Here is a 14,480-nt window from a genome sequence, read left to right on the forward strand (position 1 = left end):
CCCTGATTCCACGGTGGATGTAGTCTGGGGCTCAGCGTTGACCGATTAGTTGCGGAGAATGAAGGTTGGGAGCGGCAAGGCTATCAATCAAATGCACGCTGTACCCCGGAACATTCTTCGCATGATGCTTCGCCTGCGAAGCCATTTCCGCCAACTGACTCGCATCCAGTTGCGTACACGCTTCAGGATGCAAATGCACCACGCCAATGGACAATGAAAGCAGAGGAAACTCTTGGCGAATCCCTTGGCGATTCGGCGCAACAAAACACCCAGCCTCGAGGTGTTCGGGGCGATAAAACCGTCGGCATTGGCTCTGGAAATCATCAAGCAATTGATTGAGCCGTTTGCGCCAATCCTCCGGACCGAGCACCAACAGGAAATCATCTCCCCCGATATGCCCGACGAAATCACGGGACGGGTCGACGCGTTCGTTGAGGCATTGCGCCAGACACAGCAACACCTCATCCCCACGCCCATACCCATAGATATCGTTAAAGGGTTTGAAGCTGTCGATGTCGACGTAGCAGATCACCGATTCCCGCCCCTGTTGCAGAAGGCGAGTCAAACATTGCTGAATCGGCACATTCCCCGGCAGCAACGTCAGCGGATTGGCATAACGGGCCTGCTGGATTTTCAGTTCGGTAATCAGTTTGAGCACATCGATCACCCGGCCCAGGCCCAGGTAACCGCCGTTGAGGGTGATGATGAAGTCTTCTTCGATGCGTTGCCGGGCGCGGCTGGTGATCAGGCGGCTGACCTGTTGCAGCGACTGGCTCATTTCCACGGCGAGGAAGTCGTCGTTCATCAAGCGGCTGATCGGTTTGCGGGCGAAGAGGTCGGTGGCGAACGGCTTGAGCAACGCATCGGACAAAGAGTGACGATGAACGATGCCGCACGGCTGACCCAGTTCGTCGAGTACCGCCAGCGAGTTCAGGTTGGCCTGGCGGCGGAAGGCCTCAAGTACGGTGGCGGTCGGCGTGTCGCGATTCACGGCCGGTTGGTCGTTGAGCAGGGCGCTGAGGTCGCTGCCTTCATCGTTCAGCGCAACGGCGCTGCTGTCGTGTTTGGGCATCAAGGCCCGGGCATCGCGCGGTGGGTGTTCCTGAGGGCGCCCGAGCAGATAGCCCTGGACCAGATCCACACCCATCTCGGTCAGCACCGCCAACTCTTCCGGCAGTTCGATGCCTTCGGCAATCACCTGGGCCCGGGAGGCCTTGGCGATTTGCAGGATCGATCCGACGAACTCGCGCTTCAATGCGTCCTGGTGAATGCCGTCGATAAAGTGCCGGTCGATTTTCACGTAGTCGGGACGCAGCTCCGACCAAAGGCGCAGACTTGAATAACCCGCCCCGAGATCGTCCAGTGCAATGGAAAACCCCATCGCCCGATAGTGATGCAGCGCAGTTTGCAGCAACTGGAAATCATCGATCGGCGTCTGTTCGGTGAGTTCGATCACCACCTGGCTCGGCGGAATACCAAAATCCTGAAGCAGCCGCAGCGTGCGCCCCGGCTGGTGCGCGGCTTCGAGCAGAGATTCGGGAGAGACGTTGAGAAACAGCTTGCCCGGCAATTGCTGTTCGTTGAAACGGCGGCAGGCGCTATGGCGGCAGGCGATTTCCAGTTCGCTCAAGCGTCCGGCCTGACGGGCCACGGCGAACAGGGCGATAGGGGAGTGCAGCGGGCTGTTGGAAGGACCGCGAGTCAAGGCTTCATAGCCAAGAATGCGTCGTTCGGAGAGGCAAATGATCGGTTGGAACAGGCTGTGCAAACCGCTTTGAGTCAGGATCGAGCTCAAGGCACTCAGCTGTTCGGTCGTGGTCATGGCAATCTCTGGCGATAAAAAAGGACTGGGAGCGCTCTCGATGAAGAGAACCGCTCCCAGTCCTTTATTGCACGACAGAATGATGACTGTTTGATGACGATCCGGGGATCGTCAGCATTAAATTGCCATCACCTTACTTCTTGGCCACCTGATTGCTCAGCTTCAAGTAATCCAGCAGCACGCGCCCGGTCTCGCTCAAGTAGGCGTCGTCTTCCGGTTTGACCTTGTCCGGCTCGGCGGCTGCCAGAGCGTCTTCGTCTTCTTTCTTCAGCTCTTTGAGCGGTTCTTCGCCTTTGGCCTTGCGACGGATGTTCTCCATCGCCAGTTGCTTGGCGTCGATGTCGGCGTGCTGGGCACGGCGTTCGGCTTCATTGAGGCTGACGGTTTTTTCTTCCAGCAGCTTCTGCGCCAGGGCCAGCTTGTCGCGGATGAACACGAACTCCGCGTCCTTGGCAGAACGGGTGTCATGCTCGGATTTCAGCTGGGCCAGGAACGGCTTGAACGGATCGCTCGCCGGTTTGATCGCCGCGCGGATGGTGTCCCATGGCATGGCTTCCGGCAGGGCGCTCTCGCCGATTTCCTTGGTGTCGATGATCGACGGGTAGTCGATGTCCGGCAGTACGCCCTGATGCTGGGTACTCTGACCGGAAACCCGGTAGAACTTGGCCAGGGTCAGTTTCAGTTCGCCATGGTTCAGCGGCTGGATCGTCTGCACAGTGCCTTTGCCGAAGGTCTGGCCACCGATGATCAGCGCGCGGTGGTAGTCCTGCATGGCGCCGGCGAAGATTTCCGAAGCCGAGGCGGACAGGCGGTTGACCAGCAGCGCCATCGGGCCTTTGTAGAACGCACCCGGGTTTTCGTCTTCCAGCACGTCGACCCGGCCATCGGCGTTACGCACGAGTACGGTAGGGCCCTTGTCGATGAACAGGCTGGTCAGCTCGGTGGCTTCCTGCAGGGAACCGCCGCCGTTGTTGCGCAGGTCGATGACCACGCCGTCGACTTTCTCTTTCTGCAACTCGGTCAGCAGCTTCTTGACGTCGCGAGTGGTGCTCTTGTAATCCGGATCACCGGCACGGAACGCCTTGAAGTCCAGGTAGAAGGCCGGAATCTCGATCACGCCGAGCTTGTAGTCCTTGCCGTCCTGTTTGAGGCTCAGGATGGATTTCTTCACGGCCTGGTCTTCGAGCTTCACCGCTTCACGGGTGATCGGCACGATCTTGCTGGTCTGGTCGTTCGGCGCATTGCTGGCCGGGATGACTTCCAGACGGACCACGGTGCCTTTCGGACCACGGATCAGCTTGACCACTTCGTCCAGGCGCCAGCCTACTACGTCGACCATCTCTTTGTTGCCCTGGGCAACGCCGATGATCTTGTCCGCCGGTGCAACCTGTTTGGTCTTGTCGGCCGGGCCTGCCGGCACCAGGCGCACGACTTTCACTTGATCGTTGTCGCTTTGCAACACGGCGCCGATGCCCTCGAGGGAAAGGCTCATGTTGATGTCGAAGTTTTCCGCGTTATCCGGCGACAGGTAGTTGGTGTGCGGATCGTAAGACATGGCGAAGGTGTTGATGTACGCCTGGAAAATGTCTTCGGCACGGGTCTGGTCCAGACGCGCCAACTGGTTCTTGTAGCGCTTGGTCAGGGTTTCCTGGATCTGCTTCGGCTCTTTGCCGGCGATCTTCTGCCGCAGCACTTCGTCCTTGACGCGTTTGCGCCACAGGTCATCGAGTTCGGCGGTGGACTTGAGCCACGGGGCGTCCTTGCGATCAATCAGCAAGGTTTCATGGGTGGTGAAGTCCATCTTGTCGACGCCTTTGTTCAGCTCGGCAAGGGCGAAGTCCAGACGCGCCTTTACGCGGTCCAGATAGCGCTTGTAGATGGTGAACCCGGCGTTGAGGTCGCCGCTCTTGAGAAAGTCGTCGAACTGGGTCTTCCACTTGTCGAATTCGGCGATGTCGCTGGCCATGAAATAGCTGCGCGACGGGTCGAGCAGCTTGATGTAGCTGTCGTAGATGATCACCGAGCGCGCATCGTCGAGCGGCGGCTTGCTGTAATGGTGGCGCTTGAGCAACTCGACGACGTTCAGACTGGCGATCACTTCATCGCGATCAGGCTGCAACTTGTCCCAGCTGTTGGCTGCGAATGTACTGCCCGACACCGGCAAGAGGCCGATACCGATGAAAAGAGCGAGGGCGGTGCTGGGGAGCAAATGCTTCATGCTGATTCGACGCGGGGACAATTGATAACGCATATTAGGCCGTCTTTGAAGTCGCCGGTACCTCTGCGCTCTGTACGATCATTGCTGTTCAGCGATCGTTCAGACCCCAGGGCCGGTCGCATAATGCAAAAAGCCCGGCGCTACAGCTTCGGGCTCAGTCCAGACTCACTATGGAGGCACTGTGAAGGCATTGCAAGGCGTTGAAGGTCAAGTGGCATGGGTTGATGAACCAAGTCCTACGTGCGATGTAGGACAAGTTCGCATCCGGGTGGCGGCAGCGGGCCTCAATCGCGCGGATTTATTACAGAAGGCGGGGCTATATCCACCGCCACCGGGTGCCAGTCAAGTACTGGGTCTTGAATGTTCCGGGGTGATCAGCGAGGTCGGCGCCGGCTCGTCGTGGCAGGTCGGTGATCGGGTCTGCGCCTTGCTGGCCGGGGGCGGGATGGCCGAAGAAGTGGTCGTCGACGGGCGGCATGTGTTGCCGGTTCCGGAAGGTGTATCGCTGATCGAAGCCGCAGCGTTGCCCGAGGTTTACGCGACCGTCTGGCTGAATGTGTTTCAACTCGCTGCGCTCAAACCGGGTGAGAAAGTTCTGCTGCATGCCGGCGCCAGCGGCATCGGTTCTGCCGCCATTCAACTGTGCAAGGCGTTTGGCAATCCATGCTGGGTGAGCGTCGGTTCGGCCGAGCGCCTGGCTTACTGTGAAGCGCTGGGTGCTCAGGGCGGCGTGGTGCGCACTGATGATCTGGAAAGCCTGCGGGATTTCGGGCCGTTCGATGTGATTCTGGACCCGGTCGGCGGCCATTATTCGGCGCTGAACCTGAAGCTGATGGCTCAGGATGGACGCTGGGTACTGATCGGTCTGATGGGCGGCCGCGAGGCAAAACTGGATCTGGCCCAGGTGCTGGCCAAGCGCGTGCAACTGCTGGGCTCGACCCTGCGCAGCCGTGACGATCAGTTCAAGGCCGATCTGTTCAGCGATCTGAGCCAGCACGTGTGGCCACTGTTTTCCGAGGGGCGCCTGAAGCCTCAACTGGCCAAGACCTTTGCGATCAAGGATGCCGAGGCGGCATTTGCCGAGCTGGCGAGCAACACGGTAGCCGGGAAGCTGGTGCTGGTAATCGACGACAGCCTGAGCTGATCATGGATGCTTGTGGGAGCAGGCCAGCTCCCACAAGGCAATCGCTTACTTCCAGAGATGAATCGGCCACCCGGATTTCTCGGCCTGCTCGCGCAATACCGGATCCGGATTGACCACATGCGGATAATCCACTTTCAGCAACAGTGGCAGATCATTGCGTGAGTCAGAATAGAAACTCGCGCCTTCAAGGTTTTCTTCTTCGGCATCCAGCCATTCCAGCAAGCGGGTGATCTTGCCTTCGCGGTAGGTCAGGGTGCCCACGGTCTGGCCGCTGTACACGCCATGCGCCACTTCCAGTTCGATACCCAGAATCTCATCGATGCCCAATCGATCGGCAATCGGCTTGACCAGGTGCGTACCCGAGGCCGAGATCACCAGAATCCGGTCGCCGGCCTTGCGGTGCGCGGCGATGATCTTGGTCGCGTCGCTGAAGATGATCGGCTCGATGAAGTCTTCCACCCACGGCCCGACCAGATGTTCGACTTCTTCCGGGGTACGGCCGATCAGCGGTTCGAGGCTGAACTCCATGTAGTCCTCCATGCGCAACTTGCCATGGCTGTAGGCGTCCATCAGCTCGTTGTTCCTGCGCATGAACGACTCGGGATCGACCCAGCCCAGGCGCCCCATCTGCTCGCTCCAGAGCGTGGCGCAGTCGCCGTGGATCAGGGTGTCGTCCAGATCAAAAATTGCCAGAGCCATCAGTTCAGTTCCCTCTTGGGTGTCAGCAAAGTCATCAGGCTACCTCACACAGGGCGGTGGGATCGATGGAAAGTGCCAGGCGCTGACCGTCGGGATGCAGATCCGCCGCCGAACGGTTGAGCACATCCACCACCAGTTCCACGCCCCGGGCTTCGACGCGGTAGCGGATCACGTTGCCCAGCAGGCTGTGGCTGCGAATCTGTGCATCGAGTTCGCCGTTCAGGCTCAGTTCGATGGCCTCCGGACGAATCGCGATGCGATGGTTGACCGGCCGCTGCAACAGCTTCGAGGCACTCTCGGCATCGAGCAGGTTGTAGTTGCCGATGAAGCCGGCGGCAAACACGTCGACCGGTGCTGTGTAGAGGGTTTCGGCATCGCCGCTTTGTACGATTTTTCCCTGGTTCATCAGGAAAATCCGGTCAGACATGGTCAGTGCTTCTTCCTGATCGTGTGTGACGAAAATCGTGGTCAGGCCGAGTTCACGCTGGATCTGACGGATCTGTTCACGCAGATGTTTGCGAATCCGCGCATCAAGAGCCGACAGCGGCTCATCCAGCAGCAACAGGCGCGGACGCGTCACCAGCGAGCGGGCGAGGGCGACACGTTGGCACTGACCACCGGAGAGTTGATGCGGATAACGACTGGCGAAGTCATTAAGTTCAACCAGTTTCAATGCTTCGGCGACGCGCTTGTGGCTGTCGTCCGGGTTGATCTTCTGCATGCGCAGACCAAAGGCGACGTTCTGCTCCACGGTCATGTTGGGAAACAGCGCATAGCTCTGGAACACCATGCCGATCCCGCGCTTTTGCGGGGTGAGCGGCACGATGTCGACGCCATCGAGCAGTATCTTGCCGCCATCCACCGGCGTCAGGCCGGCGATGCAACGCAACAGGGTGGATTTGCCGCAACCGGACGGGCCGAGCAGGGTGACGAATTCACCTTTCCGGATTTCGCAGTTGATGTCGCTGAACACCGTGGTGCCGGCGTAGTTTTTCTGAAGGTGTTGGACGCTGACATAGCTCATTCGCTTTTGTCCTTGTTCAAGATGTTGGCGACCCAGGTCAGGACCAGCACGAAAAAGAAGTAGGAAATCACCAAGGCACTGGTGAAGTGACCGCTGCTGTTGCGCATGTTGTTGAGGTAGACCTGCAGGGTTTCGTAACGGGTGCCGACCAGGATATTGGCGAACACGAACTCACCGAACAGGAACGAGAACGACAACAGCAACGCGACCATCAGGCCCTTGCGCAAGTTCGGCAACACCACCAGGAATGCTGCCTGAAAGGTACTGGCGCCGAGCAGTTGGGCGGCGTCCATCAGGTCGCGCAGGTTGATCGCTTGCAGGTTGTTGGTGATCGCCCGGTACATGAACGGCAACGCCACGGTGAAGTAGCAACCGATAAGGATCCAGGGTGTGCCGACCATCGCGAACGGCCCGGAACCGTAGAGCTGTAACAGCCCCACCGACGACACCACCGGCGGCACCGCGAAAGGCAGCAGGATCAGGATGTTCATCAGCGCATCGAGTTTCGGAAAGTGGTAATGCACCACGAACAGCAGCGGCAGGATCAGCACCACCGACAGAATCAACGCCCCGACGCACACCAGCAGCGACTGGCCGAAGGCATGCAGGAAGCGCGGGTCGCTCCACAACTGGATGTACCACTTGAAGGTGAAGCCGCTGGGCAGGATGGTGGCCGACCAACTGCTGGCGATCGAGTAGATCAAGGTGCCCAGCAACGGCAGCAGCAGAATGGCAAACAGCAGATAGACCACGACGCGGTGGTAGACGCCGGCCGGGCCGGATTCAGCGCGAGACATGGTAGCTCCTCTTCAACAGCAGTTGATGCACGACGGTCACCAGGGTCATCAGCGCCACCAGCACCACGGCCAGGGCGCTGGCCAGGTTCGGATCGAGGGAAATGTCGCCCGACACCATCGCTGCGATCCGGATCGGCAGCACGTTGAAGTTGCCGGTGGTCAGCGCGTAGACAGTGGCGTAGGCGCCGAGGGCGTTGGCCAGCAGGATCACGAAGGTGCCGAGCAGGGCCGGGGTCAGCACCGGCAGGCCGATGTGACGCCAGAACTGCCAGCCGTCGGCGCCGAGCAGCGCTGCGGATTCCCGCCAGTCTTCACGCAGGGCGTCGAATGCCGGGTACAGCAGCAGCACGCCGAGGGGAATCTGGAAGTAGGTGTAAAGGATGATCAGCCCGGTTTTCGAGTACAGGTTGAAATCCTGAATGATTCCGGCCTGCTTCAGCATGATCGTGATGCTGCCGTTGAAGCCGAGCAGGATGATGAACGCAAAGGCCAGAGGCACGCCGGCGAAATTGCTGGTCATGTTGGCGAAGGCGTTGACGAAGTTGCGCAGCTTCGAATCGACCCGGCGCAGGGAGTAGGCGCCCAGCACCGCGATGATGATGCCGAATACGCTCGACCAGAAGCTGATTTCGAGGCTGTACTGGATCGCCTGCAGATAGAACTTCGAATTGAAGATCTTGCTGAAGTTGGCGAATCCCCAGCCGAATTCTTCCGATTGCAGGCTGTTGATCATCACCCAGATCAGCGGGGCAATTTCGAACACGATAAAGAACAGCGCGAAAGGCACCAGGCACAGGGCGGCCAGCCATTTGCCGCGAATCATTGAGTTCACTTGAGCAACTCCCGGCACACAGGTTTGTCGTGAGGTACGCCGAGCAGCTCGCAGACCGTGCCGCAGATGTCGGTCTGCTTCGGTGAAGCTTCGCTGTTCAGGCTGAAGGCATCACCGAACACGAACAGCGGTACCTGGCGTTCTTCCGGCAGCAGGCCGTTGTGCGAGCGGTCGTTGTTCATGCCATGGTCGGCGGTCACCAGCACCTGGCAGCCGGCGTCGAGCCAGCCTTGCAGGTAGTCGGCGAGGATGATGTCGGCGCTGCGGGCACTGTTGCGGTATTGCGGGGTGTCGAGGCCGTGCTTGTGCCCGGCGTCGTCGATGTTCATCGGATGGATCAGCAGAAAGTCCGGAGCATGGCGCAGGCGCAGGTTTTCGGCGTCGGCGAACAGGTGCGAGTCCGGATAGTGATCGTTCCAGTAGAAGTGGCCGTGCTGGATCGGTAGCGCCGGGTCGTCGGTATGACGATCTCTGGCGGCCACGAACGGCGAGCGGTTGTACAGCTCGCTGACCCAGTGGTAAGCCGCGGCAGCGGTTTTCAGACCGGCATCGCGGGCGTAGTGATAGATGCTGCGCTGACTGGACAGGCGCGAGACGTTGTTGTGGACGATGCCGCTGTCGATCGGCGGTACGCCCGTGAGGATGCATTCGTAAAGCGGTCGGGACAGGGCCGGCAGCTCGCACTCCAACTGGTAGAGCGCGGCGCGTCCTGCGCCAACGTAAGCCTGCAGATGCCCCATGGCGTGACACGCGACCTCGTAGTTGAGGCCGTCGAGCACGACAAGGATGACGGTTTGCTTCATAGGGGCAAAAACTCCGCGAAGTTCAAATATCTCGAAATCAACTCAATCCCTTGTGGGAGCGGGCTTGCTCGCGAAAGCGGTAGATCATTCAACATTGATGTCGACTGACAAGACGCCTTCGCGAGCAAGCCCGCTCCCACATTTGGATCTTCAACAGATCACAAAAGGGTGATCAGCCGCTTTACTTCATTTCTACGATGACTTTTTCGTTCCACTCCTGCGGCAGGGCCTTGGAGGTTTTTTCCCACGCATCGGCGTCCTTGATCGGCGTGACCTTCTTGTACTGCTCGTTCGGCAGCAGCTTGGCTTTCACGTCTTCCGGCAATGTCAGGTGCTCGGCGCGGATCGGGCGGGCGTTGCCGCGGGCGAGGTTGGTCTGGCCGGCGTCGCTGAAGATGTATTCGCGGGTCAGCTTGGCGGCGTTCGGGTTCTTCGCGTATTTGTTGATGATGGTGGTGTAGCCGGAAATCACCGAGCCGTCGGACGGGATCAGCACCACGTAGTCATCCGGGTTGGCCATCTTGGCCTTGTAGCTCAGGCCGTTGAAATCCCAGACCACGCCGACTTCGATCTCGCCTTTTTCCATGGTGGCGATGGTCGGGTTGGCCATCGACAGGCGACCCTGCTTGGCGATGTCTGCGAACAGCAGCAGGGCAGGCTGGAGATTTTTCTCGTCGCCGCCGTTGGCCAGCGCAGCGGCGAGTACGCCGTTGGCAGCTTGCGCGGCAGTGCTCACGTCACCGATGGAGACCTTGTACTTGCCGCCCTTGAGGTCAGCCCATTTGGTCGGCACTTCGGAGCCGTGCAGCAGTTTCTTGTTGACGATGAAGGCGATGGTGCCGGTGTAGGCCAGTGCCCAGTTGCCGTCCTTGTCCTTGGCCCAGTCCGGCACTTGGTCCCAGGTGGTCGGCTTGTACGGCTGCACCACGCCTTGCTTGACTGCAATCGGGCCGAAAGCCGCGCCGACGTCGCCGATGTCGGCAGTGGCGTTATCTTTTTCAGCCGCGAACTTGGCGATTTCCTGGGCCGAACTCATATCGGTATCGATGTGTTTCAGGCCGTATTTCTTGGCCAGGTCTTCCCAGGTGCCTTTCCAGTTGGCCCAGTCATCGGGCATGCCGACGCTGTTGACGGCGCCTTCCGCTTTCGCAGCGGCTTCGAGGGTTTTCAGATCGTCAGCCGCCATGGCGGCGGTGCACATGGCAATGGTCGAGCCTAACAGTGTTGCCAGGAAAAGCTGTTTCATTCCGAAGCTCCTTGGTCGTGTTCAACGCTGCGATTGCGGTTTGTGTTGGTCTAGGTCAGCAATACCTGAGCCAATGTAGGGGGGCTGGATGACACTTTGATGTCGGCGGATACCCGATCCGCGTTTTATTCCGCCGGTATCGACGGCTGCCCGGTAAGCGTAGACCACCCGCAAAGTCCCGGTGGGCAAGGGACTTGGCCGATGTATTGCAAGTTGTCAGGGCGACCGTTCGGTAGTTTTGTCATCTCTCGGTCATCTGCACTGCCTAGGCTTGCAACACGACCAAACGGCGCAATAGCTGTGCGGTTTTTGCCCCGAAACAGTGCTGGTCTAGTCCAGATAGGTAACGTTGATGCGCGATGAGGCAACAAAAGCGGTGACAGCCATTGGCCAGATCCTTCAGGAACAACTCGACCATGGCTTGCTCGCGGCGGGGAGCAAGCTGCCGGCGGAGCGCAAGCTCAGCGAGTTGTTCGGCACGACGCGGATTACGGTGCGTGAAGCGTTGTTGCAACTGGAGGCGCAAGGCCAGATTTATCGCGAGGAACGTCGGGGCTGGTTCGTGTCGCCGCCGCGTCTGGCCTACAACCTGATGCAGCGCAGTCACTTTCACGCGATGGTCAGTGCGCAGGGGCGGGTGCCGTCGACCGAGGTGATTTCGGCGCGGCTGCAACCGGCGTCAGCGGCGGTCTGTGCGTGGTTACAGTTGCCGGCGTTGTCGAGCGTGATTCAGATTTGCCGGTCGCGGCGGATCGATGGGCGGCTGGTGTTGTATGTGGAGCATTATCTGAATCCGCAGTTTTTCCCGGGGATTCTGGAGTTTGATTTGAATCAGTCGATTACCGAGCTTTATGCGCGGCATTACGATTTGCACTATGGGCGGGTGCGGTTCGAGATTGTGCCTACGTCGTTGTCGGTGGATGCGGCGGCGGCCTTACGGGTTTCGGTGGGGAGTCCGGGGTTGAGGATTGCCCGGGTCAATTATGATCAGGCTGGGCGGTTGATTGATTGTGATCTGGAGTTTTGGCGGCATGATGCGATTCATGTTGGGGTTGATGTTGTTTGATCGCTCTGTGTGAATATCCGTTTTTTTCGGGTGCTGCGGCTTATGGTTCCGCCCTTACGGCGGGTCACTTTTGGCAAACGCCCCAAAAGTAACCAAAAGGTCTAGGCCCCGGCGTTCGGCACCTCGCCTAGGCTCGGTGTTCCTTCGCTCCGGGATTCATCCGGGGGCATCGCCTACGGTTTGCTTCGCTGCACCTCCTCTCGATGCATGCGGCTGCGCCGCACGGTCGCTGCGCTCCCACCCCCGGATGAATCCCTCCACTCAGCCTTCCGATGGGGCCGGAACGTCAAAAGCGGTACTTGAGCTAACGCTCATCGTTTTGAGTCGGGGGAGGCGTGGAGGTTGGCCTATTCCTGAGTCTGGCCACCACCGCCTGCGGTAATCACCTGAACATTCATCCTCGGTGTCGCCAGATCCAGCCCGGCCTCATCCAGATGCCGTTTCAGCGACAGATTGAACGCCCGTGAAACTTCCCACTGTTTGATCGGTGCGGTCTTGAACCGTGCGCGCAATATCGCGTTTCCCGATTCAAAACTTTCCACGCCCTGGATCTCCAGTGGCGACCAGATGTTGCGTCGCTGCAGCGGGTCGGTGCGCATTTTCTGGCCGACTTCGCGCATCAGTTTGATGGCTTCGTCGATGTTCATGTTGAACGGCACGGCCACGCGGAAGATCGCGTAGCCGAATTCCCGGGAGTAGTTTTTGATGCTTTTGATTTCGCTGAACGGGATGGTGTGGACGATGCCGTCGATGTCCCGCAGGCGTACGGTGCGGATGGTCAGGCCTTCGACGGTGCCCAGGTGCCCGCCGACGTCGACGTAGTCGTCGATGGCCAGGGAGTCTTCGATGATGATGAACAGGCCGGTGATCAGGTCGGCCACCAGCGACTGGGCGCCGAAGCCGATGGCCAGGCCGATCACGCCGGCACCGGCCAGCAGGGGCGTGACGTTCATACCCATGTTCGCCAGCGCGACGATCAGGGCGATGATGAAGATCGCCACGAACAGCACGTTGCGGATCAGCGGCATCATGGTTTGCGCGCGGGCGTTGGCCAGGCCTTTGCGTGAGCGGGTGAGGGCGTGGTGGACGGCGGTGTCGCTGAGGATCCAGATCAGCCAGGCGAAGATCAGTGTGCCGATCAGACTGAACAGTTTTACGCTGATGTCGTGGCCTTCGCCTTCGGTGAAGCCGATCAACGACATGCCCCAGACCCTCAGGCCCAGTTCGATGAAGGCCAGCCACACCAGTAAATGGGCGAGGGTGTAGAAGAAGCTTTTCAGGCGCTCGGAATACAGCGCGTGGCGTTTCGGCCCGCGTTGGGGTTTGAGGGCGTGGCGGCGGACGAGGCCGTTGATCACCATGCACAACACCAGCAGCACGGTGCAGATCAGCGACTGGCGCAAGGCCGTGCTGGTGTCGCCGGCGGAGACGAAGGTGGCGAACAGGGAAATGCCCACCAACACCAGCGCCGGCACGTACCAGAAAGTGCCGAGGATTTCGATGGTGTCGCTGAGGGCGCGGCGGGTCAGGCGGCGGGACAGGGGCTGGTTGCGGATCAGGTGGGCGATGGGGCGGCGAAAGCGCAGGATGAACAGGCCGGTCGAGAGCGCCGCCAGCACATTGGTGACGGTGGCGGCGGTGTGAGCCAGGTGTACACCCAGACCCGCCACCAGGCGCGGATCGTTCAGTGCTTCGCCGAATGCGGCGAAGCTACCGATCAGCCACAGCGGGCGGAACGCCTGATGGCGCAGTATGTACAACGCGCGGTGGCGGTGCGGGCCGTCGAGTACGGAAAAGGCGATCACGCAGATCGCCGAGAAACAGGTGCCGACCACCAGTGCGTAGGCCAGGACCATCGCCAGGCTTTTGCCCAGGGACGATGGCAATGCGTAGCTCATGTAAACCGTGATGACCAGCGCGATCATCCAGGGCCCGAGCTTGCGCAGGGCGAAGCGCAGCATGTCGAGGGCCCGGGGGTGTTGCGGCAGTTCTTCGGTCAGGCCGAAACGCATGCGCACCCGGTGACCGAGCCAGATCAGCGCGGCGGCCAGCAGGCTCCAGACCATCAGGATCACGGCGAAGCCGAAGATGATCGGCAGCCATTCACTGGCCGGCATCATCAGTGCGGACAGTTCATCCTTGGCCAGTTCGAATTCGGTGGACCAGCGATTGAGCGGGCTGTCGCTGCCGGTGAACTGTTTTTCGAAATTGGCCAGGGTGCCGCCGATCAGGCCCAGCACGCCTTCTTCCGGGGTGGCCTGGGCTTTTTTCGTGGCGTCGCGCAGTTTTTTCAGGTCGCTCAGCAATTGGCTGCGCTGCTGATCGTTTTCCAGGGACTTGATGACTTCGTCGAGGGATTGGCCAAGCGGTTCCTGGGCTTCAGGTTGCGCCTTGTTCGAACCATTGAGCAGGCCGGGCAGACTCACCGCCTGGGCAGGCGCCGACGGCAGGAGCGTCATCAGGCAGACAAGGAAGAGGCAGGGCAGGGCAAAGAAACGAGCGAACACTAGGCGGTCAACCTCGCAAGGGGCGGATCGGGCGAGTGTACGAGTCCGCCAGAATCAATGCGAGCCGGGCGCGGATTTATTCGTTGAGTTTGGCCAGGATCTTGTAGACCACGGTGGCCAGGATCATCAGCATGCCGATCCACATGGCGAATACTCCGGCGTTCTTGTCGCGGAAGTTGAAACCGATCGCCAGCAGAATCATTCCGGACAGGATCGGAATGAGCATGGAGTGGAACGCAGACATCGAGATCATGGCGACAGCCTTGTCGAAGAGGATGATTTAAGTCTAGGTCGCTTTTTGCCGACCGGTGGTGATGTGTAT

General features: G+C 59.8%; 12 protein-coding genes. 2 read left to right on the plus strand and 10 right to left on the minus strand.

Features of this window, described 5'->3' with window-relative positions; genetic code table 11:
- Positions 1-31: 31 nt before the first annotated feature.
- Positions 32-1,822 (minus strand): bifunctional diguanylate cyclase/phosphodiesterase, encoded by a 1,791-nt coding sequence (locus NE357_RS08590; RefSeq protein WP_169429495.1) that lies wholly within the window; start codon positions 1,820-1,822, stop codon positions 32-34.
- A gap of 133 nt (positions 1,823-1,955) precedes the next feature.
- Positions 1,956-4,040, minus strand: coding sequence for a carboxy terminal-processing peptidase (locus tag NE357_RS08595; protein WP_169429496.1), 2,085 nt, complete (start codon positions 4,038-4,040; stop codon positions 1,956-1,958).
- 181 nt (positions 4,041-4,221) lie between these two features.
- Between NE357_RS08595 and NE357_RS08600 the strand changes: the two genes are divergently transcribed.
- Positions 4,222-5,184, plus strand: coding sequence for a zinc-binding dehydrogenase (locus NE357_RS08600; protein WP_169429497.1), 963 nt, complete (start codon positions 4,222-4,224; stop codon positions 5,182-5,184).
- A 45-nt stretch (positions 5,185-5,229) separates the two neighbouring features.
- On the opposite strand, the gene NE357_RS08605 is transcribed toward NE357_RS08600, so the two are convergent.
- The 6 genes from NE357_RS08605 to NE357_RS08630 all read right to left on the minus strand — a co-directional run bounded on the left by NE357_RS08605 (position 5,230) and on the right by NE357_RS08630 (position 10,585).
- Positions 5,230-5,883, minus strand: coding sequence for an HAD family hydrolase (locus tag NE357_RS08605; RefSeq protein WP_169429498.1), 654 nt, complete (start codon positions 5,881-5,883; stop codon positions 5,230-5,232).
- A 34-nt stretch (positions 5,884-5,917) separates the two neighbouring features.
- Positions 5,918-6,907, minus strand: coding sequence for an ABC transporter ATP-binding protein (locus tag NE357_RS08610; protein ID WP_169429499.1), 990 nt, complete (start codon positions 6,905-6,907; stop codon positions 5,918-5,920).
- Positions 6,904-7,704, minus strand: a complete 801-nt coding sequence (locus NE357_RS08615) for an ABC transporter permease (protein WP_169429500.1) — start codon at positions 7,702-7,704, stop codon at positions 6,904-6,906. Before NE357_RS08615 ends, NE357_RS08610 begins: the two co-directional genes overlap by 4 nt.
- Positions 7,691-8,527 (minus strand): ABC transporter permease, encoded by an 837-nt coding sequence (locus NE357_RS08620; RefSeq protein ID WP_169432609.1) that lies wholly within the window; start codon positions 8,525-8,527, stop codon positions 7,691-7,693. The genes NE357_RS08615 and NE357_RS08620 overlap by 14 nt, the downstream gene beginning before the upstream one ends.
- 5 nt (positions 8,528-8,532) lie before the next feature.
- Positions 8,533-9,339 carry an alkaline phosphatase family protein gene (locus tag NE357_RS08625; RefSeq protein ID WP_169429501.1) on the minus strand — a complete coding sequence of 269 codons (807 nt, stop codon included), beginning with the start codon at positions 9,337-9,339 and terminating at the stop codon, positions 8,533-8,535.
- 181 nt (positions 9,340-9,520) lie between these two features.
- On the minus strand, positions 9,521-10,585 hold the full coding sequence (locus NE357_RS08630; protein WP_169429502.1) for an ABC transporter substrate-binding protein: 1,065 nt from the start codon (positions 10,583-10,585) through the stop codon (positions 9,521-9,523).
- A 352-nt stretch (positions 10,586-10,937) separates the two neighbouring features.
- On the opposite strand from NE357_RS08630, the gene NE357_RS08635 reads away from it, so the two are divergent.
- Positions 10,938-11,651: a UTRA domain-containing protein gene (locus tag NE357_RS08635; protein ID WP_085701120.1), complete on the plus strand. Its 714-nt coding sequence runs from the start codon at positions 10,938-10,940 to the stop codon at positions 11,649-11,651.
- Positions 11,652-11,998: 347 nt separating this feature from the next.
- On the opposite strand, the gene NE357_RS08640 is transcribed toward NE357_RS08635, so the two are convergent.
- Both NE357_RS08640 and NE357_RS08645 read right to left on the minus strand, forming a co-directional pair.
- Entirely contained in the window at positions 11,999-14,158 is a 2,160-nt protein-coding gene (locus NE357_RS08640) for a mechanosensitive ion channel family protein (RefSeq protein WP_169429503.1), read from the minus strand.
- 76 nt (positions 14,159-14,234) lie between these two features.
- Positions 14,235-14,411, minus strand: coding sequence for a hypothetical protein (locus tag NE357_RS08645; protein WP_169429504.1), 177 nt, complete (start codon positions 14,409-14,411; stop codon positions 14,235-14,237).
- Positions 14,412-14,480 lie beyond the last annotated feature (69 nt).

It is taken from the genome of Pseudomonas sp. G7(2022), from assembly GCF_052660475.1.

Excerpts from the sequence above, each read along its gene's own strand:
- NE357_RS08595 (WP_169429496.1), bottom strand. The coding sequence starts at position 4,040 with ATGAAGCATTTGCTCCCCAGCACCGCCCTCGCTCTTTTCATCGGTATC.
- NE357_RS08630 (WP_169429502.1), bottom strand. The coding sequence starts at position 10,585 with ATGAAACAGCTTTTCCTGGCAACACTGTTAGGCTCGACCATTGCCATG.
- NE357_RS08625 (WP_169429501.1), bottom strand. The coding sequence starts at position 9,339 with ATGAAGCAAACCGTCATCCTTGTCGTGCTCGACGGCCTCAACTACGAG.
- NE357_RS08590 (WP_169429495.1), bottom strand. The coding sequence starts at position 1,822 with ATGACCACGACCGAACAGCTGAGTGCCTTGAGCTCGATCCTGACTCAA.
- NE357_RS08615 (WP_169429500.1), bottom strand. The coding sequence starts at position 7,704 with ATGTCTCGCGCTGAATCCGGCCCGGCCGGCGTCTACCACCGCGTCGTG.
- NE357_RS08610 (WP_169429499.1), bottom strand. The coding sequence starts at position 6,907 with ATGAGCTATGTCAGCGTCCAACACCTTCAGAAAAACTACGCCGGCACC.
- NE357_RS08635 (WP_085701120.1), top strand. The coding sequence starts at position 10,938 with ATGCGCGATGAGGCAACAAAAGCGGTGACAGCCATTGGCCAGATCCTT.
- NE357_RS08620 (WP_169432609.1), bottom strand. The coding sequence starts at position 8,527 with ATGATTCGCGGCAAATGGCTGGCCGCCCTGTGCCTGGTGCCTTTCGCG.
- NE357_RS08605 (WP_169429498.1), bottom strand. The coding sequence starts at position 5,883 with ATGGCTCTGGCAATTTTTGATCTGGACGACACCCTGATCCACGGCGAC.
- NE357_RS08645 (WP_169429504.1), bottom strand. The coding sequence starts at position 14,411 with ATGATCTCGATGTCTGCGTTCCACTCCATGCTCATTCCGATCCTGTCC.